Origin of the sequence: Streptomyces sp. KM273126 (assembly GCF_004337435.2) — a bacterium.
Lineage (GTDB): Bacteria > Actinomycetota > Actinomycetes > Streptomycetales > Streptomycetaceae > Streptomyces > Streptomyces acidicola.
Map to the genome: position 1 here is coordinate 1,601,056 of NZ_SJXB02000001.1, position 24,082 is coordinate 1,625,137.

Here is a 24,082-nt window from a genome sequence, read left to right on the forward strand (position 1 = left end):
GCGGCGTCCGATGGTGGACGTTGCTGGTGGAAACCCCAGAACCCCAGAACGCCAGAACGCCTGGAACCCCCCGAAAGAGACGTTAGAGAAGAGGGACCCCTGATGCGGGACGCGTACCACGAGGAACTTGACTCGATCGGCGACGACCTGGTCGAGATGGCCCGGCTGGTCGGGTCGGCGATCGGGCGCGCCACGACGGCCATCCTCGACTCCGACCTGAAGCTGGCGGAGAACGTGATCGAGGCCGACAAGAAGGTCGACGACCTCCAGCACGACCTGGAGGCGCGTGCGATAGCCCTGCTCGCCCGCCAGCAGCCGGTGGCGACGGACCTCCGTATCGTCGTGACGTCGCTGCGTATGAGCGCCGACCTGGAGCGCTCGGGCGACCTGGCCCAGCACGTGGCGAAGCTGGCCCGCCTGCGCTTCCCGGAGCGCGCCGTCCCGCACGACCTGCACGCCACGATCCTGGAGATGGGCCAGCTGGCCCAGCGTCTGATGGCGAAGGCGGCGGAGGTCCTCGTCACGAAGGACGTGGACCTGGCCCTGCAGCTGGAGCAGGACGACGACGAGATGGACCTCCTCCACCGGCACCTCTTCCAGCACCTCATCGACGAGCGCTGGCAGCACGGCATCGAGACCGCGGTGGACGTCACCCTGCTGGGCCGCTACTACGAGCGCTTCGCGGACCACGCCGTGTCCGTGGCCAAGCGCGTGGTGTACCTGGTGACGGGTGAGCACGCGGACGAGATCCAGGCGGAGATCCAGCCGGTGACGGGGGTCGAGGGGGCGTAGTGCCCTGGCCGGGCGTAGGCCCTGGCTCGGTTCCGGGGAGCGTGTGCTCGGTACGGCGAGGCGTGCGCGAGCCTCAGTGCGCCGTTGATGCGCCCAGCCGAACGGACGTCCACTGGGCACAGGCACCAGCCTTCGAGGAGGGACCCATGGCCGAATCCCCCATCACGCCCGACCCCACCCAGGACCGCGAGACGGAGCAGCCCGCCGAGATCAGGACCCTGCCCCTGGTCGCCGCCTGCGGCTGCGGCTCGGGCTGCGGCTGCGGCTGCCAGTCGGGCGGCCCCTGCCAGTGCGGCTGACGCGCGGCGCGGCAGGGAAGAGCCCGTACGACGGTGAAGGGCCCCGGGATCAGGTCGTCCCGGGGCCCTTCACCGTCGTACGGGCTTCTGCGCGGCGTCGTACGGGCTTCTGTACGGCGTCGTACGGGCTCCTGTACGGGCCTCGCTTCTGCCGTCGCGCGGGAGCAGCATGGAGCATGCGATTGCCAGTCGGCGCGGGCAGTTGCCGGAGAGCCCCTCGGGGGGAACCCTGCGTGGTAGCGTCGGTATACAAAGTGTATGCGAGGCTCTAGGGGTTGCGGTGGCGTCCGGTCGGGAGAAGGCGTACTCGTATCTCAAGGACACGGTACTGACGGATCCCGATATGCAGGGAGCGTTCCTGTCGGAGCAGGAGATCGCCGACCGGATCGGGGTCTCCCGCACTCCCATCCGGGAAGCGCTGCTCCTGCTCGCCGCCGAGGACCTGGTCGAACTCGTACCCAAGCGGGGCGCCCGGGTGTCGCCGCTGACGGGGCGGGAGATCAGGGAGCTGATGGAGCTGCGGGGCATCGTGGAGCGATATGCCGCGCAGCAGCTCGTCACCACCGGACGGGCGCCGGTGCAGGAGCTGCGGTCGCTGCTGGAGCGGCAGGATGAACTCACCGGCCCCGGCCAGACCCGGGAGTTCATCGCGGTGGACCACCAGTTCCACGCGGCGCTGGTGTCGGCCGTGGGGAACGCGTTGCTGGACCGGCACTACGAAGGCTTGCGCAGCCGCCAGGTCAGGGCCGGGGTGGTGGCCGTGTTCAATCAGCAAGGGCGGCAGGAGGCGGTGCTGAAGGAGCACCGGGCCATCGTGGACGCCCTTGCCGCCGGTGACGCCGGGCAGGCCTGTGCCGCGATCGACCACCACCTGCAGTCGACGCTCAAGGTGCTGATCGAGGGCTGCTAGTTGGTGGTCCGGGATGCCGGTGGCCCGGATACCGGTGCTCCGGACACCGGTGCTCCGGGATAGGTGACCACGAGCATCGTGACGCCGTTCTCGGAGGTCCACGGGCCGTGCGGCATACCGGGCGGGCGGCAGGCGTACATGCCCGCGGTGAAGGTCTCGTCGAGCGTCAGGTCGTGCAGCGCCCCGTCGACGAGGTAGACCTCCTCCCAGAAGTCGTGGCGTGCCACGCCCTGCGCCGAGGTGTCGGTGCCGGGCGCCCATTGGACCAGAACGGTCCGGCCGCCGCCGTCGGGGTCGTCGGCCAGCACGCGTTCCCGCACCCCCGGACCGGCCTCCGCGGAAGTGGTCCACGGCCCGGCGGGCAGGTGGAATTCCAGCTCAGGCTTGCTCACTGACATACCTCCGTCTGCGATACCTCCGTCTGCGATACCTCCGCCTGCCATACCTCCGCCTGCCATACCTCCGGCCGCCTGTTGGCCAGCACTGACGTCTTCTTCCGTACCGCCGCGACCTCGTCGATGTCGAGGTCGGCGACCAGCAGACCCGGTTCGGCGTCCAGGGCGTGCCGCACGGTTCCGTCGGGGCCGACGATCCGGCTGTGCCCTATGCCGGTCGGCGCGCCTCCCGGGACGGTGCCGGGGTCGGCCTGGTCGACGGCGGCCAGCCAGAGGGTGGCGTCCAGGGCCCGTGCCCGCACCAGCAGCTCCCACTGGTCGAGCTTGCCGGGCCCGGCTCCCCAGGAGGCCGCCAGCAGTGTCGCGGCCGCCCCGGCGTCGGCGTGGGCCCGGAACAGCTCCGGGAAGCGGACGTCGTAGCAGGTGGCCAGGCCCAGCCGTACACCGTCCACCTCCATGACGGTGGTCCGCGAGCCCGCGGCGACGGTGTCGGATTCGCGGTAGCCGAAGGCGTCGTAGAGGTGGATCTTGTCGTACGACGTCTCGACGCCGGGGCCGGTGGCCAGCAGGGTGTTGGTCACCTTGCCGCCGTCTGCCGGGGTGAACATGCCGGCCACGATGGTGGTGCCGGTGGCCCTGGCGATCTCCCGTACTCCGTCGGCCCACGGTCCGTGCAGGGGTTCGGCGAGCGGTTCCAGTGGGGTGCCGAAGCAGGCCATCGAGGCCTCGGGGAAGACGACGACACGGGCTCCGGCGTCCGCGGCGCGCTGTGTCCATTCGTCGATGAGCCGCAGGTTCTTCCCGGGGTCCGGGCCGGTGGTGAGCTGGCTCAGAGCGATCCGCATGCTTCCTCTTCAGTGGGTCGGACGGCGTCAGTGGGTCAGACAGTGTCAGTGGGTCGGACGGCGTCAGTGGGCCAGAAGGTGGCCAGACGGCTCAGTGGGTCAGACGGAATCGGCCGTGGCCTGCGCGGCCGGTGTGGCGAGCCGGGCGTCCTCGTCGACGGCGGCCTCGGGATCGCGCCCCAGGAACACCCCCGCGAGGGAGACGACCGCGGCGACGGCGATGTAGAGGGCCAGCGGCACCCAGCTGCCGTAGGCGCTCAGCAGGGTGGTGAACAGCAGCGGGGCGACGGCGCCGCCGATGATGCCGGCCAGGGTGTACGCCAGCGACGATCCGGTGTAGCGCAGCCGGGGCGAGAACTGCTCGGCGATGAAGGCGGCCTGCGGCCCGTACAGGAAGCAGTGGATCACGAGGCCCACCACGACACCGATCGCCAGCGGGATCCAGGTGCCGCCGCCGATCATCGGGAAGAACAGGAACGGCCACACACCGGCGGCCACCGCGGCACAGCCGTACAGCACGCGACGGTTGATCCGGTCGGATACGGCACCGGCCAGTGGCATCAGGAAGACCTGCAGCGAGGAGCCGATGAGGACGGCCGCGAGGGCGGAACCGCGTGACATGCCCAGTTCCCCGGTGGCGTACGTCAGGACGAACACGGTGAACATGGCGTACAGCACGTCCGGGCCGACGCGGCAGAGCATCGCGGCGATCAGGGCGCGGGGCTGGGTGGTGAAGACCTCGCGGATCGGCGCCTCGGGCCGGGACTGCTCGGCCTCCATCGCCTTGAAGACCGGGGTCTCCTCCAGCTTGGCCCTGATCCACAGTCCGAAGGCGACGAGAACCCCGGAGAGCAGGAAGGCCACACGCCAGCCCCACGACTCGAACTGGTCCTCGGTCAGCAGTGCGCCGAGGGCGGCCAGCACACCGTTGGCCAGCAGGTTGCCCGCGGGCGGGCCCACCTGTGCGGCGGAGGCGTAGAAGCCGCGGCGGCGCGGATCACCGAACTCGCTGGACAGTAGTACGGCGCCGCCCCACTCGCCTCCGACGCCGACGCCCTGCGCGAACCGCAGCAGGACCAGGACGATCGGGGCGGCCACGCCGATCGTGGAGTACGCGGGCAGGATGCCGATCAGGAAAGTGGCCACGCCGATGAGCACCAGCGTGGCGATCAGCACCTTCTTGCGGCCGATGACGTCACCGAGGCGGCCGAAGACGAACCCGCCCAGCGGACGTGAGACATAGCCGACCGCGTAGGTGGAGAACGCCAGGAGGGTGCCGGTGAGCGGGTCCTCCGAGGGGAAGAACACGTCGCCGAAGACCAGCGCCGCGGCGGCGGAGTAGACGGCGAAGTCGTACCACTCCAGGGCCGTGCCGGTCAGGCTCGCGGCGAAGGCCCGGCGGACGCCGGAGCGCTGTTCGGACAGCGCCGGATCGGCCTTGGGGATGTCGTGCATGGTTCTGATCCTTGCGTCGGGGGACATCGACTTGCGTCGGGGGACATCGACCTTCCGGCATACTTCTTGTATACAGGTCGTATGCGCAAGCCCTGCGCGAGAACTTAACCGTGGAGAAATCCGCGTCCGAGTACCGAACCCGATCTGCCCGTGTACCGAACCCGATCTCTGGGAGAGCCCTCATGGCCGTGCTGACCTTCGAACTGCCCGACGGATCGACGCGCGAGGTCGACATCACACAGGTCCTCAACGCCGGGTATGCCGGGCGCAGCCAGGAGGACGTCGCCGCGCACGTCGCCGAACTCGCCGAACTCGGCGTGCCCGCCCCCTCCGTGACCCCGGCCCTCTACTCCGTGGCCCCCTACCTCGCCCAGCAGACCGACCGGGTCGAGGTGCAGCACGGGCGCACCTCGGGCGAGGCGGAGTGGGCGCTGGTCGTGGCCGACGACGGGGACCTGCTGCTCACGGCCGCCTGCGACCACACCGACCGCGAGCTCGAAGTGCACGGCGTGGCCTGGAGCAAGAACGCCGGCCCGGACGTCCTCGCCCGCCGCGCCTGGCGCCTGGCCGACGTCGCACCCCGCCTCGACGACCTGACCCTGCGCGCCTGGGTCACCCACGGCGACAAGGAGACCGAGATCCAGCACGGCACCCTCGCCGAACTCCTCACCCCCGCCTACTGGGTCGACGTCCTGCGCACCCGCGACGCCCTCACCCCCGGCACCGTCCTCATCTCCGGCACCATCCCCATGGCCCACGACGTCGACCAGTTCGCCGACGCCTGGCGCGTGGAGTTGAGCGACCCGGCCACCGGGGACACCATCCGGCTCGCCTACGGGGTGCACCGGATGCTGGAGCCGATCGGCTGAGGTGCGGCCGCCGGGGTCGAGGCCACCCTGGGCCACCGCGGTCGAGGCCACCCACCCTGCCGGGAGGTGGCAACGCGGGAGCCCCCTGCCTACGGCAAGGCCGCGGGCAGGGGGCTTCTTGAGGTAGCGCGGCGGCGTCCCGTGGAGCCGAGGCGGCGCGGAGCGGTCCTCGCGTCAGGTGAGGTCGGACAGATCCTCTTGGGTGAAGGCAATCCCGCTGGCGGCGATGTTCTCCTCCAGGTGGGCGAGGGAGCCGGTGCCGGGGATGGCCAGAGTGACCGGGGAAGAGGCAAGCAGCCAGGCCAAGGCGATCTGAGGGATCGTGGCGCCATGCCGGTCCGCGACCTTGGCCATGCGGTCACCGGTGAGGTCGCTCAGGCCACCGCCCAGCGGGAAGAACGGCACGTAGGCGATGCCGGCGTTCTCGCAGACAGCCAGGACCTCCGTGTCATCGCGCTTGGCGGCGTGGAAGTGGTTCTGGACGGCTGCGACGGGTGCGATCGCCCGGGCCTCGGCGAGGTGACCGGCGTCGACGTTGCTCAGACCGAGATGGCGGATCAGGCCCTCCTCGCGCAGCGCGGCCAGCGTCTCGAAGCGTTCGGCGACGGATTCGCCGTGCGGCGGCGGCTTGATGCCCCCGATGCGCAGATAGACCAGATCGAGGCGATCCACGCCGAGGGTTTCGAGGTTCTCCTCGACCATCGGTCGTAGGGCCGTGGGATCGGTGGTTGCGGCCAGGCCGCCGTCAGAAGTGCGGGCCGGGCCGACCTTGGTGGCGATGACCAGATCGGCCGGGTAGGGGTGAAGAGCTTCCCGGATCAGGGCGTTGGCACGAACGGTGCCGTCGCCGCTGGTGTAGAAGGCGGCGGTGTCGATGTGGTTGACGCCCAGCTCCACGGCACGGCGCAGGACGGCGCGACCGGTCCCGGGATCGCGCGCCGGTCCGTGGAAGCTGTTCGTGGGCAGGCGCATGGCCCCGAAACCGATCCGGTTGATCAGAAGGTCGCCACCAAGGTGGAAGTCGTTTCTCATGGATTCAGCCTGGATGGCGGGGTGGTCGGGCCGCGAACCCGTGGCAGCTTGCTGCCATCGGGCAGAATGGCTGAGTGGCAGACATCGTGACGATCCGCGGTGACCTGGAACTCCTCGCTCGCACCGAGCACGTCTTCTCCTCTGTCCACGAGGAGTTCATCTGTGCCGCCCGCGACCTCGACACCTGGTCCCTCCCTGAAGCCAGACAGGCCGCCGGCCACCGACTCCGAAACAAGGGCACTCAGCAGATCCGCAAGCTGTTCAGCCCGGCTTCGCTCGCGGACCAGCACAGTCGCGAGCACCTCAGTGAGCTCGTCGACAGAGGCGCCCGGGTACGGATCGCCGCCACCGCTCTACCTCACGAGACGATCATCATCGACCGCCGGTTCGCGATCCTCGCCGGTCTGAACACCCCCGGCGGCCGCGAGTACACCCTGACCACCGCACCCACCCTGATCGGCAACGTATACGCACTGTTCGAAGCCGCCTGGGAGACCGCCACCGACCTCCAAACCCTCCTGCGCGGCGAGCACCCCCAGCTCGATGCCGAGAGCCGAACGGTCCTGCGCGCTCTGGGATCGGGCGCCACCGACGAGGCAGCCGCGCGGGAGCTCGGCATGTCCTTGCGAACCTACCGTCGCCGCGTCGCCGCCCTACTCGATGCCCTCGACGCGGGCTCGCGATTCCAGGCCGGAGTGCGCGCGGGTGAGCTGGGATTGAGTGGCTGAGGGGCAAGCCATCCATCAGGCAGAGAACCCTCAGCCTGGGAAACTGAGGTGATCCACGGGTGGTTGCTTGGCTGACCTGGACAGCCGCGCCGCCAGAGTCCAACTGCTTGGCGGGTTGATACCCGGTGCTCCCCGTGGTTCCCCGCGCGATCTGGCACGGGTCCGGCACGTCTAATTCCTACGGACGGCAGAGCCGGAGTCGATAGCATCCACAGCATATTGAGGGGGGAGTCATAGCACTGGGGCGTCAGGGTGCACGGCGCATCGTTGTCGACGGCACGGCCTACCGTTGGCAGCTGCGGCGCAGGCCGACCTACGTCCAGGGCCTGGCCTGGTCACCGTGCACGTTCGCGGTCGAGCATGCGGACAGCCCGGGGACAACACTCGTGGTCACCACCAACCAGCCGCACCTGAGCAACTGGATCGGACGCGCAGCCAAACCGGTACTTCCATCCGACGTTGCCCAAGCCATCGAACGTGCCCTGCGCGAGGGCTGGACCCCGACGGCTCCAGGCTCCCCCTGCCATCTCGACCTGTCCGGCGGCTTCACACCCTCGCCCTGAACAGAGCAGAAGGCGAGCACCGCTTCAGGAGTTCGATCGCTCCTCGGCACCATCGGGGAGCCACCTGGCCACGCTGGCCATGCCCGACCGCCTGGGAGTGCTGACGTCCGGCCCCGTTGATGTCACTCGTGGATGTCGGGACGGGGCAACCGCATGCGCTTGTTGACACGATGGTCCCGTGGTTGACCTGGAGCGCATCAAAGCAGAGATCGTGGCGTACTTCCGAGCACTCGATGAAGCCGCCACCCAACGGCACCACTTCCACCATGCTGACGAGGAGGGCAGCTTGTGGTACATCGAGGCCGTACCTGACCGCGGTGAGTTGATCGTCATCAAGCAAGCCGAGCTGACTTCGGCCGGCCAACTCCACCGGTACAGCTGGGAGCACCTAGAGGACGAACACGGCTTCCTGACAGACCAAGCAATCGATCCTGAAGGGGATCCGCTGGAGGCCATCCCAGCCGAAGAGTTCCTGCGGGTGTGGACTCGGTGAGCGAGCTGGACAACCACTTTAGGAGAGTGGGTGGGAGGTCCTGTCGGTGACCCGTTTCTCTGACCGAGCTAGCAGGCACGGATATGTCCGTCAGCCCCCCCTTGTTGACCGCGGCTGACCAGTGTATCTGGCACGGCTGTGGCACGCGGTGCTCAACGTCGCGTCGTGCGGTGACCGTCTGATCCCTAGCTCTGCAGAGATCGGTCAATGGCGTTCATGCGAGACCGGATCGGGCCTCTGACGGGCGCTACGGGCGGCCTGGGGTCGGGGAATTTGCTGTACTTCTGTGCTGTACAGCAATGCGCCCGCGACCGTGGATCTGTGGCGTGAGTTCGCGGACGAGGCGCGTGCGTGCGTGATGCCGCCGATCCGCCCTTGAACGAAGCCCTACATGAGCGGCTGGTCCGGCTCTCTCGGCGTCTCGGTCGAGCCCGTGACAACCATCAGCAGCACCTCCTGGGCCCACTCCACCCAGCGAAGTTCGGCATCTATTCGCTTAGTGATGGTGGTCGGCCTGAACGTATCGCGCTCTGGGGCGTCGATGTCGCCAGCTCGCACCCAGCACAGCGTGATCATCCCGTCCATCAGGTTTTCGAGCCAGCCCCGCTGGGGCTCCGGTGTTGCCGCAACCCCCCGATTGAAGACCGCAAAGAACCGGCCTGTGAACTGGGCCACCGTCGGTTGCACCGCATTCACTGCTGCCATCTCGGCTGGCCCGTCCCCACAACGCCCCGCATCGGCCATCGCCTGGTACGTGACTCTGAGTTCTTCGAGCTGCGCGTGGAAGTCGAGCGCAGCCTTCTGCGCCATGGCCTGTCTGTTGTACTCCCCAAGAGTGTGCTGCACCTGTTGCGTTGAGCCCGCGGATCGGACCCCGCGGGCCTGCTCCTCAAGTTCGGAGATACGCCGCCGGTCTGCACGGCACTCTTCACGAAGCGCGTGCAGTTCCGCGTCGACCTGCGCCCGGCCCTTCCGCTCCGTTTCCATTGCCTGGCGAAGTTCCCGAACCTGCTCGCGCGCTTCGTCGAGCTCAGCCGACAACGCAGGCTCCGGCGTCGACCCGTGATTCCGGGCCGCGTAGATCAGCAAGCGCGTTCTCGCCACATCCTCCGGCCGGGCCTCCGTGCCCTCGCACTCCGCGACGACGTGGTGCAGCGAGGAGGCCAGCTCCGGGCGTGGAACTTCGCGACCGTTCAGGAATTTGGACAACCTCGTCCGGTCCACGTGCAGTCCGTCGTCGCTCAACCTGTCCGAGAGCTTTTCGGACGAGAGACCGGTCCGGCTCCGGAGATCCCGCAGATGATCAGCCAACTCACGCTGGTAAGTCGTCAGTTGTTGCCCGAGAGGAGCCAGCCCACGCTGCGCCTCCACCTGCCGGCGCTCCATTCCGCCCCCCGATCCCTGGTTGCAGTTCCATGCAAGGTGCGGTGCTTCAACACAAGGTGCTGTTGCGAACTGGCGCAACCGGCCGCCGACTTGCTGTGATCGGACCATACCGAAACAGGGATCACACGGAGACTTGCATGCCCCGTTCGCGCACCGCACGCCCATTCATCGACATCCGCATCGGCGACCTGAGGCTGACCGCTCAACGCAGCCCGTTCCGATCGATCGTAGCCCTCTGCTCACTCACTGGGGCCCTCGCTGGCTTCCTCACACTGCACCGGTAGCGGATCGGCCGGGAGTGCATAGCCGAAGGAAATTGGCGCGACTACCAGTGCCGCAACAGATCTGTTCCGGCGATCCAGTCGGGCCGGGGCCGAGACCGACTGAAGCCACCGAAGGACGACGGTCCGAACCACTGAGCGGTTCGGACCGTCGTTTGCCCTAGTGGGCAAGCGCGGAGAATACGAGATTCGAACTGGTGAGGGGTTGCCCCCCAACACGCTTTCCAACTGTGGTGTTGGGGGTCGTTCGGGGGCGTTCACCTGCGTTCGTGGGCGGCTGGCAGTCGGCATGGTCATGGCTCGGGGTCTCGGCTGAACGGTCGCGAACGGGGCTGAATGAGATGGACGGAGACATGCCCCGACCGGGTGACACGCAGCCGGTTCGACCTCGGTGACCATTCGGGCGCCTCTATGGTGCGTCTCGCTCTTGCACACTCAGTTCACCAAGGAGTCGACGCAGCATGGCGACACCGCCGGGTCAGCAGCCTGCCCAGCCGTACGGGCAGCCTCCGACAATCATCATCAACAACAGCAGTTCTGCCGTGGCATCTTCCGCATCGGTCATTGGCGGGACAGGTCTGAGGCGTCGGCGTCAGTCGCTGTGGGTCCACTTCTGGCTGCTCATGTTCACTGCGGGCATCGGCAACGTCTTCTACGGGATGCACGTGAGCAGCTGGAACCGAGATCGAGGTCTCTGACCGCCGATGAGGGGCCCTTCCGGCTCGACACGTCGGGAAGGGCCTCCGCCATGCCTCCACCTGGCTGGCGGGAGTGACCAGCTACGGACTTGCCGAGCCATCAGCTTGGGAAGCTAAGGTGACCTGGGGCTCGCTGTAGGGTTGACCTGCGTTGGAGCAGTGTTGACGCCTGGTGGGTAAATGCCTGGTTCCCCGGTGTTCCCCGTGGTTCGCCGCACGATCTGGCACACATCTGGCACGGGTCCCTGTCCCGCACCCCTCAATCACTGTCGTACAGGCAGATCACCAAGCGGTAGCGCGGTACCGTGATTGGTCAGTCACTGTGTGGTCGCGGTGGCCCGTCGAGGAGGGGGACGATGCAGTCCAGCGCGCGTAAGACGATGAACCCCAGCGCCTACCTTGCTCTGATCGAGGCGCTGACTGCGATCTTCTGGAACAAGAAGCCCTTCGAGATGTACATCAGGGCCATGCTGAAGGATCACAGCGAGCTGTTGGCGCGGCTGGACTTCGCGGCCACCAAACGCGAAGTGTCGGGCCAGTTGGTCGATCTGCTGCGAGCCAACGAAGCCCGCTACCTCGATCTGACGGTGGCGCTCATGCTCGACATCGCCGTCATGGAGACATTTCCAAACCTGAACTCGCAGTCCGACAGCGAAATCATGGTGGCCAAGGCAACAGCAGCAGTAGCCGAGTTGAAGCGCTGGACAGCCAAGCAACGCGAGGTCATCGCTGAGCACGAGGCTCACGCGGCCAGCATCGCCGAGAGTGCGAAGAAGGCGCAGGAAGGACGAGCGTTTGCCGAGGCCCATGAGGACCTGAAACAACGCTTCATCGCGATGCATGGGGCCACCGATGTTCACCAGCGGGGCCGTGATTTTGAGGGCTTCATCAACGAGTTGTTTGCTCTGTATGACCTAGAGCCACGGGCGTCCTACAGCCTGGACCACGAGCAGATAGACGGTGCGTTCTCATTTGACACGGACCACTACGTCTTGGAAGCCAAGTGGTGGAAGGAAACCATAGGTCGCTCACTGCTGGACGTCTTCAAGACCAACATCGAGCGGAAGGGCAAGAACACGCTGGGCTTGTACATCAGCATGAGCGGCTTCACATCTGATGCCCTGGTGGTGTACAGCTACAGCACGCCGTTCATCACGATGGATGGCCTTGACTTCATGGCGGTGTTGGACCAGCGCATCCGCCTGGAGGAGCTAATGCGCCGGAAGCGGCGGCATGCGAGTGAGACAGGACACTGCTCCCTGCCGGTCGCAAAGATCATTTCCGAGACTGAGTAGTCGGTGGGCTTGCATGACAGCGACGGCCCGGCGGGGTACTGCTGGCTACCTGTTCGTGCGCCGGTGCATTGGCCGCCGCTGCGATTTGAGCCAGCTCTGGAGGCTGCCGTCGACTGACGCAACGACCGGGCAGAGAAGCTGGTGTACGCCCCCGTCCAACGTCGCCTGGAACACCTGCGCCTGTGTTCGAGGCACTGTCGCTCACCGAGGGAAGAGCTGTCGCCGACCGTCGTCATCTGTCGTCGTCGGCCACCGTTGGGACGGCCCAGAGACGGCCCAGCCGCAAGGGCCATACGCCCTGGCTGAGCCGCCACTGTCCACCGGTCCGGTCCACTCACGCGGAGCAGATCATCCATGGCACTCCGGGCTCTCGCCACAAAGGCGTCGAGGGCCTCATTCAGGCGGGAGTGAACCTGGAACCACGAATCGACGGGCGTCTCCTCGCCGGGGCCACTGCTGCTTCCATCCTCCCGCCAACGCCGCAGCGTTCGGAGGGTGGGAGGCAGCTGGGACAGGCACAACATGAGCTCATCCGCTAGTTACGATACGCCTTCTGGCCCCTCCAGCTGCACCTTGTGCGCCGAGCCGCGGGCCGCTCTAACTGCTGCGTCGACTTCTGTAGTTGAGGCGTCGATGTCGCCGACCGGCTCGTAACGGGAGCGCATGATCATGTCGCCAAGCCTGTCGCCATCATGATTGACGGCATGGGCGTCGGCTAGGAACTGCTGATACACCAGCCGCCGGTGATCGATCTGCAGCTCCCGTATCTGTCGACGCTCCTCGGCTTGCAGCAGTCGAGCCTGTTGCTGTTCAGCGGACAGGAGCTGCATCCTTTGCTGCTCCGCGAGGGCTGCGTCTTTGCGTCGTTCCGACCGGAAGGTGACGGCTGCGGTTAGTCCACCGCCGGCAAGAGTCCCCAGAACGCTCACAGCCGTCGCGTGGGCCGATGAGCGCAGCACCCTGCTCGCGGCGCTGGCCGGACTGCCGCCAAAGCAGCGAGCGGTGATCGTCATGCGCTACTGGGAGGACCTGTCCAGGCGTGATGCCGCATTCAGCTCAGCCAGCAGCACCTCATGGAGCCGCCGCCAGACACCGGCCAAACCTCTCCGCCCACACCAGCGCAACGATTCGCCGCTGGGCGAAGGAGAACAAAGTCCAACTGTCCTTCACTCCGACCTGCGCCTCCTGCGCCAACCCGATCGAGGCACACTTCGGCCCGCTGCTGCAGTTCACCCTGGCCAACTCCCATCACCGCAGCCACCCGGCACAGACCCAGGCCCTGCTCCGCTACCTGCGGTGGCACAGCGCCCACGCCCGCCACCCCGACGTACTCGCCGCGCAACGCAAGGAACGCGCCCGCATCCGCAGCGAGAAAGGTATCCGCTGGGGCGGACGCCCCCTTCAAGTCGCAGCCTGATGGGCTGCCCCCGCGCAGGCAGTGCCGTCCGCGCGCCTCTTGGCGACTCGGCACCGCACCAGTGGGCACCGGGATGCCGCCGAACGACGCAGGTGAACGGTCGCGCGGGGACACGCTTTGGAAGAACTTAGGCGCCGCTGTCGATCCAGCCACGTCCCGTTCGACATCCTGATGTAGGGCGCATCGCCATACGAGGAGGCGACAGGACCTGATGAGGGAACACATGGATCAGCTGCTGCGAGTGCAGAACTTCACCATCTCGAGCGACGGCGTCGCCGCCGGCGAGGACCAGAGCCTGGAGCGGCCTTTCGGCCACAACATCGATCCGGGAAGGCTCTTCGCCTGGGCCGGCGCCACGGCGAGCTGGCCCAACCGCACCGAGCCCGGGGGAAGCCGGGGCCTCGACGACTACTTCACCCGGGACTTCAGCCACAACATCGGCGCCGAGATCATGGGCCGCAACAAGTTCGGACCCCAACGCGGCCCGTGGCGCGACCACGAGTGGCGCGGCTGGTGGGGTGACGAGCCGCCCTTCCACACGCCGGTGTTCGTCCTGACCCACCACAAGCGTCCATCGTTCACGCTCTCCGACACCACGTTCCATTTCGTGGACGGCGACCCCGCCACCGTTCTCGCGCAGGCGCGGGAGGCCGCGCAGGGCAAGGACGTCCGGCTCGGCGGCGGCGTGACCACCATCAGGGAGTTCCTCGACGCCGGCCTCGTCGACACCATGCATGTGGCCGTCTCACCGGTGAAGCTCGGGTCCGGGCTACGCCTCTGGGACTCGCCCGAACAGTTGCTGGACCGGTTCCACATGGAGGTCGTGCCCAGCCCGAGCGGGGTGACGCACCACCTTTTCTGGCGCAGATGACAAGAGAGACAACGCGGGAACCTCAGCACGGCCGACGCGAGCGTTCCAGCAGATGAACGCGTAGTTGTGGGCGAATTACCACTGCAGACCCCGGTACTCGTATCTCGTTGTGCGAGCGCGGTGTTTCCGGGCGTTCCCTGCAAGCGGCTACATCAAGGTCGTCGCCGAGTGCCTCGCCGGGTACCTCGGCCTGACCCTCCGCCTGTACGCACACCTCATGCCCTCCAGCCAGGAGCGCACCCGCAAGGGCAAGGCCGTGGCAGCCGTCTTCGACACGGCCCAGCCGGAACCCTCCCGCACCTGACAGCCCAGAGACGGCCCCAGCACAGCGACAAGCCCCCTGCCGGCGGAGAACCCACAGGCAGGGGGCTTGATCAATTCCGCTTACTTCTTCTTGCCCTGGTTCTTGACCGCCTCGATCGCGGCCGCCGCCGCCTCGGGGTCGAGGTACGTTCCGCCCGGGTTCAGCGGCTTGAAGTCGGCGTCCAGTTCGTAGGACAGCGGGATACCGGTCGGGATGTTCAGGCCCGCGATGTCGGCGTCCGAGATGCCGTCGAGGTGCTTGACGAGGGCGCGGAGGCTGTTGCCGTGGGCCGCGATCAGGACCGTGCGGCCGGCGAGGAGGTCCGGGACGATGCCGTCGTACCAGTACGGGAGCATGCGCTGGACGACGTCCTTCAGGCACTCCGTGCGGGGGCGGAGCTCCGGCGGGATGGTCGCGTAGCGCGGGTCGTCCGACTGGGAGTACTCGGTGCCGTCCTCGAGCGCGGGCGGCGGGGTGTCGTACGAACGGCGCCACAGCATGAACTGCTCCTCGCCGAACTCGGCGAGCGTCTGCGCCTTGTCCTTGCCCTGGAGGGCGCCGTAGTGCCGCTCGTTCAGGCGCCAGCTGCGGTGGACCGGGATCCAGAGGCGGTCCGCGGACTCCAGGGCCAGCTGCGCGGTGCGGATCGCGCGCTTCTGGAGCGAGGTGTGCAGCACGTCCGGGAGCAGGCCGGCGTCCTTCAGCAGCTCGCCGCCGCGCGTCGCCTCCTTCTCGCCCTTCGCGGTGAGGTTGACGTCCACCCAGCCGGTGAACAGGTTCTTCTCGTTCCACTCGCTCTCGCCGTGACGGAGGAGGATCAGCTTGTACGGTGCGTCGGCCATGGCCCCGAGCGTAATCGAACCCTTTGATCACTTGTGCCGGCGGTCACCCAGCGGACAGTTGACTGCGTTTGTTAATTGAGTGGTCCTCCCCTCGTCGCGCTCGTAATGTGTGGCATCGCCCAGCGCCACTTACCTGCGCCGCTTACTTCTGTGTTTCAGCTTCTTCCGTGGGGGACCCCTATGTCAGTCGCCGCCCTGAGGCGTGCCGTCCGTGAAAGCGTCTCGGGGTTGCCCCGCGAGTTCTGGTGGCTGTGGACCAGCACGCTGGTCAACCGGCTCGGTGGCTTCGTCGCCACCTTCATGGCGCTGTACCTCACGCTCGACCGCGGCTACTCCGCCACGTACGCCGGTCTGGTCGCTTCCCTGCACGGGCTCGGCGGTGTCGTCTCCTCGCTCGTTGGCGGCGTCATGGCCGACCGGCTCGGGCGGCGGCCCACGCTGCTCGTCGCCCAGGCCTCCACGGCCGTCTCCGTGGCGCTGCTCGGCTTCGTGCGCGATCCCGTCGCGATCGCCGCGGTCGCCTTCCTGGTGGGCGCGACCAGCAACGCCTCCCGGCCCGCCGTCCAGGCGATGATGGCGGACATCGTGCGGCCCGAGGACCGTGTCCGCGCCTTCTCCATCAACTACTGGGCGATCAACCTCGGTTTCGCCGTCTCGTCCGCGGCCGCGGGGTTCATCGCCGAGGTCAGCTATCTCGCGGGGTTCCTGATCGAGGCCGGGATGACCATGGCCTGCGCGATCGTCGTCTTCGCCAAGGTGCCCGAGTCGCGGCCCGCGTCCATCGCCAAGGAGTCCGAGGGCCGGCCCGAGGTCGGGCTCGGCACCGTGCTGCGCGACGGGCGCTTCATGGCCGTCGTCGGGCTGTCCTTCCTGGTCGCGCTCATCTTCCAGCAGGGCGCGGTCGGGCTCCCGGTCGCGATGGGCGAGGCAGGTTTCACGCCTGCCGACTACGGGATGGCCATCGCGCTCAACGGCGTCCTGATCGTCGTCCTCCAGCTCCCGGTCACCCGCTTCATCGAGCACCGGGACCCGCGCCGTCTGCTGGTGATCTCGTCCGTCCTCGCCGGGTACGGTTTCGGGCTCACCGCCTTCGCCGGTTCGGTCGGCGTGTTCGCGCTCACCGTGTGCGTGTGGACCCTGGCCGAGATCGTCAACGCACCCACCCAGACCGGCCTCGTCGTGCGCCTCTCCCCCGTGCACGGGCGCGGCCGCTACCAGGGCATGTACACGATGTCCTGGTCCGTCGCCGCGCTGGTCGCGCCGCTGATGTCCGGGTTCGTCATCGACCGGTGGGGCGCGGAGTGGCTCTGGGGACTGTGCGCCGTGGTGGGGACCTTGGCGGGGGTCGGGTACGGGGTGCTGATGCGGCGGGTGCCGGTGGAGGAGCCTTCGGCTCGGCGGTCGGAGGCGCCGGTGGCGAATCCCGTACGCGAGCAGGCGGCCTGATCTTCTAGCTCCGGTGAGCACGTGCGCAGGCCGAGTCACGGAAGTGGTGTACCAGCTGAACTGCAACACATCCGGGGAATGTGTTGCAGCTGCGGATCCGACTGCCTGCGCGCAGTCGCCGTACGCCACGCCCGTGGACGTGGCCCGTGGATGATCAAGGTGACACCTTTGGGGAAAGTGTCACAGTGCTCTTGCGGGCGACACGGTCGACCTACACCGCTCCGTGAGCTGCCGCGACCCCATCAATGCGTCGAGCGAGATCAAAGTCGGCCTCGGTCAGCTTGTGGCCGACATCGTGCGTAGTGATCCCGAACCGCACGCTCCCCCGGCGCAGGTCGATGTCCGCGTGGTGGCCGATGAGCCGCTCGATATCCGCCACGTGCACGATCAGCGCGACACCACCGTGGTAGCGGATGCTGAACGTCCTGGTGATCTCATCTCCCGCCCGCGACCACCCCGGCAAGTCCTTCAACCGCTCATCAATCTCCGGGTCAGTCAACGGCGTGAGCTCGTCTGCCACGTCATCCCCTCTCCGCTACCGGAGCCAGTACGTCCGCGAATTCCCGGCCGATCTGTGCAGCGGCCCACGGCCGCATGGCCCCCTCAAGAGTTCCCAACTCCTCCTTCATACGGACGGACCCTGTCTCCACTGCAATCTGCACCGCCTGAAGAGCGATCTCCACGGCTTGCTCCGGTTCGTGTGCCGTAGCGGCTGCCGTGGCGTGTCGCGCGAGGTAGACGCCCCGGTCACGCCGAGCGGTACTCGGTACGCCATCCAGTACCTGTCTCCACAGCCCACTCGCTTCAGCCCCCAACTCCAACCGTCCGTAGCAAGTGGCCCGCTGCACTTCCAAGTATCCGGGGGTACGGCGGCAGGCATCGCCCCACGGCAAATCATCGTCGACGCGATCGAGGAGTCCGGTTGCCTCATCAATGAGTTGGTACACTGCCCGACGATCACCGAGGAGGCTGGCGCCGTGGGCTCGCTGCTGCAACGCCATGACCCGGACCTTGGGCGCCAAACGCTGCCCCTCCTCCAGGGCAGCATCGCAGAGTTCCCGCCCGCGCCGGATCCACGGAGTGGAGGTGGCCGCCTAATGGAAAGCCCCGCGAACACCAGGTCCACCACCACCCGCCTGCTCCCCTGGACCGGCGCCGGTGGGAAGCCCTGCTGTCTCCTCACCGACGACAACGGCGGCGGCTACCTCACCCGATTTGCCGACAACATCGAGTCCGTTCAGCTCGGCATGGGCAACGAACTGCTCGGCCAGGCCCAGGAGTTGATCAGCGACCCGAAGGTAACGCCCACAGAACTCCGGTACCTCTCCGCCCGGCTGACCGAGTCCCTGCGCGACGTCCTCCGTGTCGCGGAGAGCCGTGGCGCTCGGCTTCCGATGCCCGAGGACGGCGATGACGACGACAACAGCAACAGAGCTGCGCTGAACAACGACGAGAGGACACCCTGACCCCCGAGTACAACGGGCTCACCGGGCGCGGCGTCGGATTGTCTCCGAAGCCGTGCCCCGACCCAGAGCGCGAAAGCCGGAGGGAGATGCCATGTCCCGCACAGTGATCGACCTCGACGACGAGGCCCTGGCGGAAGCCGCCCGCCATCTCGACGAGCACGAAGAATGACACGGTGAACGCGGCGCTGCGCGAGATCGCCAACCGCCGTCGTAGGGCCGCGGCGGTGGAGCGGATGCGACAGATCACGGATGCATCCGCGCTCCCTTGAGCGCCTTGTCCACCGCATTGCGCGGCCCGTACACCGACAGGCCCACCAGGTCCAGATCCCCCGTCCCCACGGCCCGTACCGCCGCGCGGTTGTCGCGGTCGTTGCCGGTGGTGAAGAGGTCCGAGGTGAAGAGGGCGCGGGGCAGGGCCCGGGACAGGGCACGGGTGTGGGCCGTCCGCAGTGTCTCCTTGGTGCCCTCGAAGATCAGTACGGGCTGGCGGAACATCGGCAGGTACGGGACCCCGTCCGCGTCCTCGTACGCCTCGCCGACCACCTCCGGGAGCTCCGAGCCCAGGCCGCTCACGAGGAACGCGGTCACGTTCAGGCGCTGCCAGGGCTCCAGGTCCTCCCTCAGCAGCACGGCGATCTTGGTGTCGAAGCGGACGGGCCGGATGGGCGCCAGGTCCAGGTCGTTCTCAGTGGTCATGGAATGAACAGTGCCGATCGCCGTGCGGCGGCGTCTTGTACGTTTTTTGCATGGCCCCCAGAAGGGAAGACACGCAGACGAGCAGGCGGATCCGTGACGTCACCGCCTGGCAGCCCCGTGTCCCCGGCATCGTCGAGGTCTTCCACGCGCACTACACCGAGTACGCGTACCCCATGCACGTCCACGACGCCTGGACACTGCTCGTCGTCGACGACGGCGCCGTACGGTACGACCTCGACCGGCATGAGCACGGCACCCCGCACGGCACGGTGACGCTGCTGCCGCCGCACGTGCCGCACAACGGGGAACCGGTCACGGAGGCGGGCTTCCGTAAGCGGGTGCTGTACCTGGAGCCGGGCGCGCTCGATGCGAGCCTCATCGGGGCCGCGGTCGACGGGCCCGAGCTCCGTGATCCGCTGTTGCGGCGGCGCGTGGGTCAGTTGCACGCCGCGCTCGCGCGCCCCGGGGACGAGCTGGAGGCGGAGAGCAGGCTCGTGCTGGTGAGGGAGCGGTTGCGGCTCCATCTGCGCCCCCCGACCGGACACGATCCCCGGACCGGACACGGTCCCCACCCCCACGATCCCCACCTCGGCCACCGCTCCGACCGCTCCCTCGCCCGCCGGCTCCGCGAACTGCTCGACGAGCGGACCGCGCAGGGCGTGACCCTCGGCGAAGCCGCGGCGCTGGTCCACGCCCATCCGGCCCATCTCGTACGGGCGTTCAGCAGCGCCTTCGGGATCGCGCCCCACCAGTACCTCATGTCACGACGGGTCGAGCACGCCCGCCGGCTGCTGCTCGCCGGGCAACCGCCGAGCGAGGTGGCCGCCCTCAGCGGCTTCTACGACCAGGCCCATCTCACGCGCCACTTCAAGCGGTGGGTGGGGGTACCGCCCGGCCGTTACGCCCGCGCTCAGCAGGTGTTCCCGGATCCGGATCCCCTCACCTGATCCGCCCCTCACCTGATCCGCAGCTCCCGCAGCGCCCGCTGCGCCTCGTACAGGTTGCGTGGCCGTACGGCGCCGGCGTCCGTCGTGCCGTACAGCTCCAGGCGCGTGTGCAGATCCCCCGTGAAGTCGGGGACGTCGATCTGGTCGAACTCCCGCACCGTGTTCACGGCCACCGTCGCGCTGTGCGGGGCAAGGCCGTCGATCTTGATCAGTCCGGCGCGCTCGTTGGTCACCCGGATGTTCCAGTGCGTGAAGCGGGCGCCGAAGAGCGGGCCGGAGATGGCGTCGCCGCCGTGGCGGCCGTTGTTGTTCACCGTGATGTCGGTGCGGACGTTGGCGAAGGGCAAGCCCCGGTGGGAGTCGAAGGTGCCCATCCGCATGTCGCCGCGCGACCAGACGTTGTAGGAGGACAAGCCCTCGACGTTGATGCCGTGAAGTTGGGTGCCCGCGGGCGCCGGGATCGTGCGCTGTTCGATCGTGAAGTCCTCGACGAGGTTGTCGTGCGAGCCCTCACGGCAGAAGTACGGGTGGTGGGAGCCGCGGCCCGCCACCGTCGTACGGCGCAGGGTGCACGCCGAGGCGGCGACCAGGCCGAAGCCGTTGTCCACGTGGCGTACGACGACGTCGTCCACCCAGCAGTCGTACGCGCACTGGAGGACTACTCCGTTGTGGCCCAGGTCGAGGAGGTGCGGGGACTGCGGGGTCTCGGCCGCCTCCAGGGTGAGCCCTTCGACGCCCGCGCCGGTCAACTCCCTGACGTGGGTGGTCAGGCGCGGGTCCCACTCCGGGCGCACGTCCAGCGGCAGCGGGCGCTCCAGGGTGACCTTCCTGCCGCGCACGCGTGCGATGCGGACGGGCCACTCGTAGGGGACGTACGACGTGAGCTTGGTGTGGTGGTCCCAGGGGTACGCCTCGGCGCCCGGGCCGCCGCCCGCCATGTGCTTCAGGAGGGTGTAGTCGTCGTCGGCGAGGCGGAGGAGGACGAGCCGGCCGGGGCGCAGGCGCGTGGCGTCCGCGACCGTGACCGTCCAGGAGCCCTGGAGTGCGGGCTGGACCGTCGTCAGGGTGTCCCACTCGTCCCGCCGGTTGCCGGTCCAGCCCTCGAAGGGCCAGTCGCGCTGCTGGATGGCGGTGACCAGGGAGTTCCAACGGGCTTCGGGGGCCAGCCAGATGAGGCCGCCCGCCCAGGACCACGACGACTTGTCGCCTCCGTAGCGGGAGCCGTACACGCCGATGAGTTCGGTGAGGTTCCTGGTGGCGTACAGCTTCGTACGGGTGCTGCCGGCGCCGCGCAGGACGACGTTGTCGTGGCCGACGCGGATCAGGCCGTCGATGCGGTACGTGCCGGGCGGGACGAGCACCGTGCCCCCGCCCGCGCGTCCGGCGGCGGCGAGGGCGCGGTTGATGGCGGGGGCGCAGTCCGTGGTGCCGTCCGCCACGGCGCCGTGGTCCGTCACGTCGGCCACCACGGGGTGGCGGGGGAGGCGTGCCGCCCCGCCGTGGCAGCCCGCGCGGCCGACGTACGGGATCTGCGGGTGGGTGAAGGGGGCGCGGTCGAACTCTCGCCAGAGGGCGGGGACTTCCCCCCGGGCTGGTGCGGGTGGTGCGGTTTGTGCGGTTGGGGTGCCTGCCATGCCCGTCACCCCGGCCGCCGCCGTGCCACCGACGCTCCCGAGGAAGCCTCTTCTGGTCATGCCCTCGAACGTGTTGCTCATACCGCCCGCCTTCATGAATGTGAATGACGTTCAGATGCGCATTGAGTGTGAGCATGACATGCGTCTACGGGGGCGTGAAAGGGGCATGCACCAACTACACAGTTCAGCGAGCGCTACTCACGGGACTCGCGTGGACTCACAGACAAGGAACAGTGGCGGAACGTGCCCCGGTCGACCTCAGTCGTCGGCCCGCTGGGTCAGATGCGTGAACGCATCCAGGTTGCGGGTCGACTCGCCGCGGGACACCCGCCAGGCGTACTCCCTGCGGATCGCGGAGGCGAAGCCGAGCTCCAGGAGTGTGTTGAAGGAACCGTCGGCCGCCTCCAGCACCGAACCGAGCAGCCGGTCGACCTCGTCGGGCGTGACCGCCGCGAGCGGCAGCTTGCCGACCACGTACACGTCCCCCAGCGGGTCGATCGCGTAACTGACGCCGTACAGCTTGAGGTTGCGTTCCAGGAGCCAGCGGTGGACGCCCTCCTCGTTCTCGTCCGGGTGTCGGATCACGAAGGCGTTCAGCGAGAGCGAGTGCCTGCCGACGATCAGCGAGACGGTCGTCGACAGCTTGCGGGTGCCGGGCAGCTGCACGACGTAGGAGCCGGGCTCGGTGCTCTCCCACTCCAGCTCGGCCTCGGTGAGGACCTGCTCGATGATCGACGCTGCGTCAGCCATGGGGTGAGCCTACGGGACAGGTACGGGACGCACCGGATCAGCGGAATCGGCCATGGTGAACGCCGCAGAAGCGGTGAACGCCTCAGCCGTGATGCTCGCACTGTCCGCGGCGGTAGCTGTGCATCGCCGCCGTATAGACGTCCGCCGTGGCGGAGGCCGCCGTGCCCCAGCCGAAGGACGCGGCGTGCCGGGCGGCGGCCGCGCCCATGCGGTCGGGCAGCTCGGGACGGTCGGCGAACTCGCGCAGCACGCGCGCGTAGTCGACGGGATCGTGCCCCTGGACGAGGAACCCGGTGTGCCCGTCGCGCACCGCGACCGGGAGCCCGCCCACCGCGGCCGCGAGCACCGGCGTACCGGCCGCCTGCGCCTCTATGGCGACGAGCCCGAAGGACTCGCTGTACGACGGCATGACCAGCACGGACGCGGCCCGGAACCACTCCGCGAGCTGTGCCTGCCCGACGGGCGGCCGGAACCGTACGACATCAGCGACACCGAGCCGCGCGGCCAGCTTCTGCAGCCCCTCGGGCTTGGCGAGCCCGCTGCCGCTCGGACCGCCCACCACAGGGACGACGGTCTTCGACCGCAGCTCGGGCCGCTCCTCCAGGAGCACGGCGATCGCGCGCAGCAGCACGTCCGGGGCCTTGAGGGGCTGGATACGGCCCGCGAAGAGCGGGATGAACGCGTCCTGCGGGAGCCCGAGGCGGGCGCGGGCGGCGGCGCGGCCGTCGCCGGGCTTGAAGCGTTCGAGGTTGACGCCGGGGTGGACGACGGCGACCTTGGCGGGCTCGGCCTCGTAGTGCCGTACCAGCTCGTCGGCCTCCTCGGCGGTGTTGGCGATGAGCCGGTCGGCGGCGCGCACGATCTGGGTCTCGCCGATGACACGGGCGGCCGGCTCGGGGGTGTCGCCCTCGGCGAGCGCCGCGTTCTTGACCTTGGCCATGGTGTGCATGGCGTGCACGAGGGGCGCGCCCCAGCGCTCGGCGGCGAGCCAGCCGACATGACCGGAGAGCCAGTAGTGCGAGTGCACGAGGTCGTAGTGGCCGGGGCGGTGACCGGCCCAGGCCTGCATGACGCCGTGCGTGAACGCGCACAGCTGGGCCGGCAGCTCCTCCTTGGCCAGCCCCTCGTACGGCCCGGCGTCGATGTGCCGTACGAGCACGCCCGGGGCGAGCTCCACGACCGGCGGGAGCGCGCCCGTCGTCGCCCGCGTGAATATCTCGATCTCTATGTTGATCTCGGCGAGGCGCTGCGCGAGCTCCACGATGTACACGTTCATGCCGCCGGCGTCACCCGTGCCGGGCTGGTGCAGCGGCGAGGTGTGCACGGAGAGCATCGCGACGCGACGGGGCTTACGGTGGGGCAGCCTCAGCCGCGGGGGTGCCGCCGGGGAGCGACGCCCGAGCCTGCCTACGTACTGGCTCACGAGGCGTTCCTCCTTGATGCGGGCGCCGTATGGGGGCGTCGTATGCGGACTGCCGTCTGTTGCGGACTGCCGTGCAGAGGGCACGGGCACCCTCCGAGGTGGGGAAACACCGGAGCCGGCCGAGGCATTTCCGCTTTGCCGAATTATTACCGGGGTTCGCTCAACCGTTCGAGCGCTGCTCACCCTGCACGCCCTGCTCGCGCCGCACGGGCCGCACGGGCCGCACGGGGTCACCCCGCCCAAGG

The 24,082-nt window shown here is 68.4% G+C and carries 24 protein-coding genes and 4 pseudogenes; 16 read left to right on the forward strand and 12 right to left on the reverse strand.

Annotated features, from left to right (window positions below):
• The first annotated feature begins 102 nt into the window (after positions 1–102).
• The 3 genes from phoU (at position 103) to E0500_RS06965 (ending at position 2,001) form a co-directional block, all read left to right on the forward strand.
• Positions 103–792, forward strand: a complete 690-nt coding sequence (phoU, locus tag E0500_RS06955) for a phosphate signaling complex protein PhoU (protein ID WP_131565853.1) — start codon at positions 103–105, stop codon at positions 790–792.
• Positions 793–938: 146 nt separating this feature from the next.
• Positions 939–1,091, forward strand: a complete 153-nt coding sequence (locus E0500_RS06960; RefSeq protein ID WP_165935074.1) for a hypothetical protein — start codon at positions 939–941, stop codon at positions 1,089–1,091.
• A 280-nt stretch (positions 1,092–1,371) separates the two neighbouring features.
• Positions 1,372–2,001: a GntR family transcriptional regulator gene (locus E0500_RS06965; protein WP_131565855.1), complete on the forward strand. Its 630-nt coding sequence runs from the start codon at positions 1,372–1,374 to the stop codon at positions 1,999–2,001.
• Here the strand turns inward: E0500_RS06965 and E0500_RS06970 are convergent.
• The 3 genes from E0500_RS06970 to E0500_RS06980 all read right to left on the reverse strand — a co-directional run bounded on the left by E0500_RS06970 (position 1,998) and on the right by E0500_RS06980 (position 4,696).
• Complete coding sequence (locus E0500_RS06970) at positions 1,998–2,393, reverse strand: cupin domain-containing protein (RefSeq protein ID WP_131565857.1); 396 nt, start codon at positions 2,391–2,393, stop codon at positions 1,998–2,000. The genes E0500_RS06965 and E0500_RS06970 overlap by 4 nt on opposite strands.
• A complete protein-coding gene (locus tag E0500_RS06975; RefSeq protein WP_258572648.1) occupies positions 2,390–3,241 on the reverse strand; it encodes a carbon-nitrogen hydrolase family protein in 852 nt (283 codons plus the stop codon). The genes E0500_RS06970 and E0500_RS06975 overlap by 4 nt, the downstream gene beginning before the upstream one ends.
• 99 nt (positions 3,242–3,340) lie before the next feature.
• A complete protein-coding gene (locus E0500_RS06980) occupies positions 3,341–4,696 on the reverse strand; it encodes an MFS transporter (protein WP_131565859.1) in 1,356 nt (451 codons plus the stop codon).
• A 182-nt stretch (positions 4,697–4,878) separates the two neighbouring features.
• Here E0500_RS06980 and E0500_RS06985 point away from each other — a divergent pair, with 182 nt between their 5' ends.
• Complete coding sequence (locus E0500_RS06985; RefSeq protein ID WP_131565861.1) at positions 4,879–5,565, forward strand: DUF2848 domain-containing protein; 687 nt, start codon at positions 4,879–4,881, stop codon at positions 5,563–5,565.
• A gap of 174 nt (positions 5,566–5,739) precedes the next feature.
• On the opposite strand, the gene E0500_RS06990 is transcribed toward E0500_RS06985, so the two are convergent.
• On the reverse strand, positions 5,740–6,597 hold the full coding sequence (locus tag E0500_RS06990) for an aldo/keto reductase (RefSeq protein WP_131565864.1): 858 nt from the start codon (positions 6,595–6,597) through the stop codon (positions 5,740–5,742).
• 74 nt (positions 6,598–6,671) lie between these two features.
• Between E0500_RS06990 and E0500_RS06995 the strand changes: the two genes are divergently transcribed.
• Together E0500_RS06995 and E0500_RS07000 are read left to right on the forward strand one after the other, a co-directional pair.
• The gene (locus E0500_RS06995) at positions 6,672–7,325 is read left to right on the forward strand and encodes a response regulator transcription factor (RefSeq protein ID WP_131565866.1); all 654 of its coding nucleotides are present in this window, start codon (positions 6,672–6,674) and stop codon (positions 7,323–7,325) included.
• Between the two features lie 741 nt (positions 7,326–8,066).
• A complete protein-coding gene (locus E0500_RS07000) occupies positions 8,067–8,381 on the forward strand; it encodes a hypothetical protein (RefSeq protein WP_131565868.1) in 315 nt (104 codons plus the stop codon).
• Between the two features lie 387 nt (positions 8,382–8,768).
• On the opposite strand, the gene E0500_RS07005 is transcribed toward E0500_RS07000, so the two are convergent.
• The gene (locus E0500_RS07005; RefSeq protein WP_165935075.1) at positions 8,769–9,767 is read right to left on the reverse strand and encodes a helix-turn-helix domain-containing protein; all 999 of its coding nucleotides are present in this window, start codon (positions 9,765–9,767) and stop codon (positions 8,769–8,771) included.
• 742 nt (positions 9,768–10,509) lie between these two features.
• On the opposite strand from E0500_RS07005, the gene E0500_RS07010 reads away from it, so the two are divergent.
• From E0500_RS07010 to E0500_RS07020, 3 genes and pseudogenes are all read left to right on the forward strand, one after another.
• Positions 10,510–10,746, forward strand: a complete 237-nt coding sequence (locus E0500_RS07010; RefSeq protein ID WP_131565872.1) for a hypothetical protein — start codon at positions 10,510–10,512, stop codon at positions 10,744–10,746.
• Positions 10,747–11,102: 356 nt separating this feature from the next.
• Positions 11,103–12,041 carry a restriction endonuclease gene (locus tag E0500_RS07015; RefSeq protein ID WP_131565875.1) on the forward strand — a complete coding sequence of 313 codons (939 nt, stop codon included), beginning with the start codon at positions 11,103–11,105 and terminating at the stop codon, positions 12,039–12,041.
• A gap of 936 nt (positions 12,042–12,977) precedes the next feature.
• Positions 12,978–13,083 (forward strand): annotated as a pseudogene (locus tag E0500_RS07020) (sigma factor-like helix-turn-helix DNA-binding protein); the annotation flags it as partial.
• Here the strand turns inward: E0500_RS07020 and E0500_RS45350 are convergent.
• A pseudogene (locus E0500_RS45350) lies at positions 13,067–13,207 on the reverse strand (IS5/IS1182 family transposase); the annotation flags it as partial. The pseudogenes E0500_RS07020 and E0500_RS45350 overlap by 17 nt on opposite strands.
• On the opposite strand from E0500_RS45350, the pseudogene E0500_RS07025 reads away from it, so the two are divergent.
• The 3 genes and pseudogenes from E0500_RS07025 to E0500_RS45355 form a co-directional block, all read left to right on the forward strand.
• Positions 13,141–13,458 (forward strand): annotated as a pseudogene (locus E0500_RS07025) (IS630 family transposase); the annotation flags it as partial. The pseudogenes E0500_RS45350 and E0500_RS07025 overlap by 67 nt on opposite strands.
• 223 nt (positions 13,459–13,681) lie before the next feature.
• The gene (locus E0500_RS07030) at positions 13,682–14,329 is read left to right on the forward strand and encodes a dihydrofolate reductase family protein (protein WP_131565876.1); all 648 of its coding nucleotides are present in this window, start codon (positions 13,682–13,684) and stop codon (positions 14,327–14,329) included.
• Positions 14,330–14,438: 109 nt separating this feature from the next.
• Positions 14,439–14,633 carry an integrase gene (locus tag E0500_RS45355; RefSeq protein WP_399118720.1) on the forward strand — a complete coding sequence of 65 codons (195 nt, stop codon included), beginning with the start codon at positions 14,439–14,441 and terminating at the stop codon, positions 14,631–14,633.
• Positions 14,634–14,713: 80 nt separating this feature from the next.
• Here E0500_RS45355 and E0500_RS07040 read toward each other — a convergent pair whose 3' ends face one another.
• Positions 14,714–15,475, reverse strand: a complete 762-nt coding sequence (locus tag E0500_RS07040; RefSeq protein ID WP_131565878.1) for a phosphoglyceromutase — start codon at positions 15,473–15,475, stop codon at positions 14,714–14,716.
• Positions 15,476–15,655: 180 nt separating this feature from the next.
• Here E0500_RS07040 and E0500_RS07045 point away from each other — a divergent pair, with 180 nt between their 5' ends.
• Positions 15,656–16,921 carry an MFS transporter gene (locus E0500_RS07045; RefSeq protein ID WP_131565880.1) on the forward strand — a complete coding sequence of 422 codons (1,266 nt, stop codon included), beginning with the start codon at positions 15,656–15,658 and terminating at the stop codon, positions 16,919–16,921.
• 211 nt (positions 16,922–17,132) lie between these two features.
• Here the strand turns inward: E0500_RS07045 and E0500_RS07050 are convergent, their stop codons facing one another.
• Positions 17,133–17,441, reverse strand: coding sequence for a 4a-hydroxytetrahydrobiopterin dehydratase (locus tag E0500_RS07050; RefSeq protein WP_131565882.1), 309 nt, complete (start codon positions 17,439–17,441; stop codon positions 17,133–17,135).
• Positions 17,442–18,018: 577 nt separating this feature from the next.
• Here E0500_RS07050 and E0500_RS07055 point away from each other — a divergent pair.
• Together E0500_RS07055 and E0500_RS07060 are read left to right on the forward strand one after the other, a co-directional pair.
• On the forward strand, positions 18,019–18,387 hold the full coding sequence (locus E0500_RS07055) for a hypothetical protein (RefSeq protein ID WP_131565884.1): 369 nt from the start codon (positions 18,019–18,021) through the stop codon (positions 18,385–18,387).
• Positions 18,388–18,478: 91 nt separating this feature from the next.
• Positions 18,479–18,656 (forward strand): annotated as a pseudogene (locus E0500_RS07060) (type II toxin-antitoxin system VapB family antitoxin).
• Here E0500_RS07060 and E0500_RS07065 read toward each other — a convergent pair.
• The gene (locus E0500_RS07065; RefSeq protein ID WP_131565886.1) at positions 18,631–19,083 is read right to left on the reverse strand and encodes a DUF2000 domain-containing protein; all 453 of its coding nucleotides are present in this window, start codon (positions 19,081–19,083) and stop codon (positions 18,631–18,633) included. The pseudogene E0500_RS07060 and the gene E0500_RS07065 overlap by 26 nt on opposite strands.
• A gap of 50 nt (positions 19,084–19,133) precedes the next feature.
• Here E0500_RS07065 and E0500_RS07070 point away from each other — a divergent pair, with 50 nt between their 5' ends.
• Positions 19,134–20,030, forward strand: coding sequence for an AraC family transcriptional regulator (locus E0500_RS07070; protein WP_181586899.1), 897 nt, complete (start codon positions 19,134–19,136; stop codon positions 20,028–20,030).
• 8 nt (positions 20,031–20,038) lie between these two features.
• Here the strand turns inward: E0500_RS07070 and E0500_RS07075 are convergent, their stop codons facing one another.
• The 3 genes from E0500_RS07075 to mshA all read right to left on the reverse strand — a co-directional run bounded on the left by E0500_RS07075 (position 20,039) and on the right by mshA (position 23,837).
• Positions 20,039–21,745, reverse strand: a complete 1,707-nt coding sequence (locus E0500_RS07075) for a glycosyl hydrolase family 28-related protein (RefSeq protein ID WP_181586900.1) — start codon at positions 21,743–21,745, stop codon at positions 20,039–20,041.
• A 177-nt stretch (positions 21,746–21,922) separates the two neighbouring features.
• Positions 21,923–22,414 carry a YbjN domain-containing protein gene (locus E0500_RS07080; RefSeq protein WP_131571885.1) on the reverse strand — a complete coding sequence of 164 codons (492 nt, stop codon included), beginning with the start codon at positions 22,412–22,414 and terminating at the stop codon, positions 21,923–21,925.
• Between the two features lie 82 nt (positions 22,415–22,496).
• The gene (gene mshA / locus E0500_RS07085; protein WP_165935249.1) at positions 22,497–23,837 is read right to left on the reverse strand and encodes a D-inositol-3-phosphate glycosyltransferase; all 1,341 of its coding nucleotides are present in this window, start codon (positions 23,835–23,837) and stop codon (positions 22,497–22,499) included.
• Positions 23,838–24,082: the final 245 nt, after the last annotated feature.

What these genes read in the sequence shown, in the direction of transcription:
- phoU (WP_131565853.1), top strand. Translation starts at nt 103, where the DNA reads ATGCGGGACGCGTACCACGAGGAACTTGACTCGATCGGCGACGACCTG.
- E0500_RS06960 (WP_165935074.1), top strand. Translation starts at nt 939, where the DNA reads ATGGCCGAATCCCCCATCACGCCCGACCCCACCCAGGACCGCGAGACG.
- E0500_RS06975 (WP_258572648.1), bottom strand. Translation starts at nt 3,241, where the DNA reads ATGCGGATCGCTCTGAGCCAGCTCACCACCGGCCCGGACCCCGGGAAG.
- E0500_RS06980 (WP_131565859.1), bottom strand. Translation starts at nt 4,696, where the DNA reads ATGCACGACATCCCCAAGGCCGATCCGGCGCTGTCCGAACAGCGCTCC.
- E0500_RS06985 (WP_131565861.1), top strand. Translation starts at nt 4,879, where the DNA reads ATGGCCGTGCTGACCTTCGAACTGCCCGACGGATCGACGCGCGAGGTC.
- E0500_RS06990 (WP_131565864.1), bottom strand. Translation starts at nt 6,597, where the DNA reads ATGAGAAACGACTTCCACCTTGGTGGCGACCTTCTGATCAACCGGATC.
- E0500_RS07005 (WP_165935075.1), bottom strand. Translation starts at nt 9,767, where the DNA reads ATGGAGCGCCGGCAGGTGGAGGCGCAGCGTGGGCTGGCTCCTCTCGGG.
- E0500_RS07010 (WP_131565872.1), top strand. Translation starts at nt 10,510, where the DNA reads ATGGCGACACCGCCGGGTCAGCAGCCTGCCCAGCCGTACGGGCAGCCT.
- E0500_RS07015 (WP_131565875.1), top strand. Translation starts at nt 11,103, where the DNA reads ATGCAGTCCAGCGCGCGTAAGACGATGAACCCCAGCGCCTACCTTGCT.
- E0500_RS07030 (WP_131565876.1), top strand. Translation starts at nt 13,682, where the DNA reads ATGGATCAGCTGCTGCGAGTGCAGAACTTCACCATCTCGAGCGACGGC.
- E0500_RS07040 (WP_131565878.1), bottom strand. Translation starts at nt 15,475, where the DNA reads ATGGCCGACGCACCGTACAAGCTGATCCTCCTCCGTCACGGCGAGAGC.
- E0500_RS07045 (WP_131565880.1), top strand. Translation starts at nt 15,656, where the DNA reads ATGTCAGTCGCCGCCCTGAGGCGTGCCGTCCGTGAAAGCGTCTCGGGG.
- E0500_RS07055 (WP_131565884.1), top strand. Translation starts at nt 18,019, where the DNA reads ATGGAAAGCCCCGCGAACACCAGGTCCACCACCACCCGCCTGCTCCCC.
- E0500_RS07065 (WP_131565886.1), bottom strand. Translation starts at nt 19,083, where the DNA reads ATGACCACTGAGAACGACCTGGACCTGGCGCCCATCCGGCCCGTCCGC.
- E0500_RS07070 (WP_181586899.1), top strand. Translation starts at nt 19,134, where the DNA reads ATGGCCCCCAGAAGGGAAGACACGCAGACGAGCAGGCGGATCCGTGAC.
- E0500_RS07075 (WP_181586900.1), bottom strand. Translation starts at nt 21,745, where the DNA reads ATGAGCAACACGTTCGAGGGCATGACCAGAAGAGGCTTCCTCGGGAGC.
- E0500_RS07080 (WP_131571885.1), bottom strand. Translation starts at nt 22,414, where the DNA reads ATGGCTGACGCAGCGTCGATCATCGAGCAGGTCCTCACCGAGGCCGAG.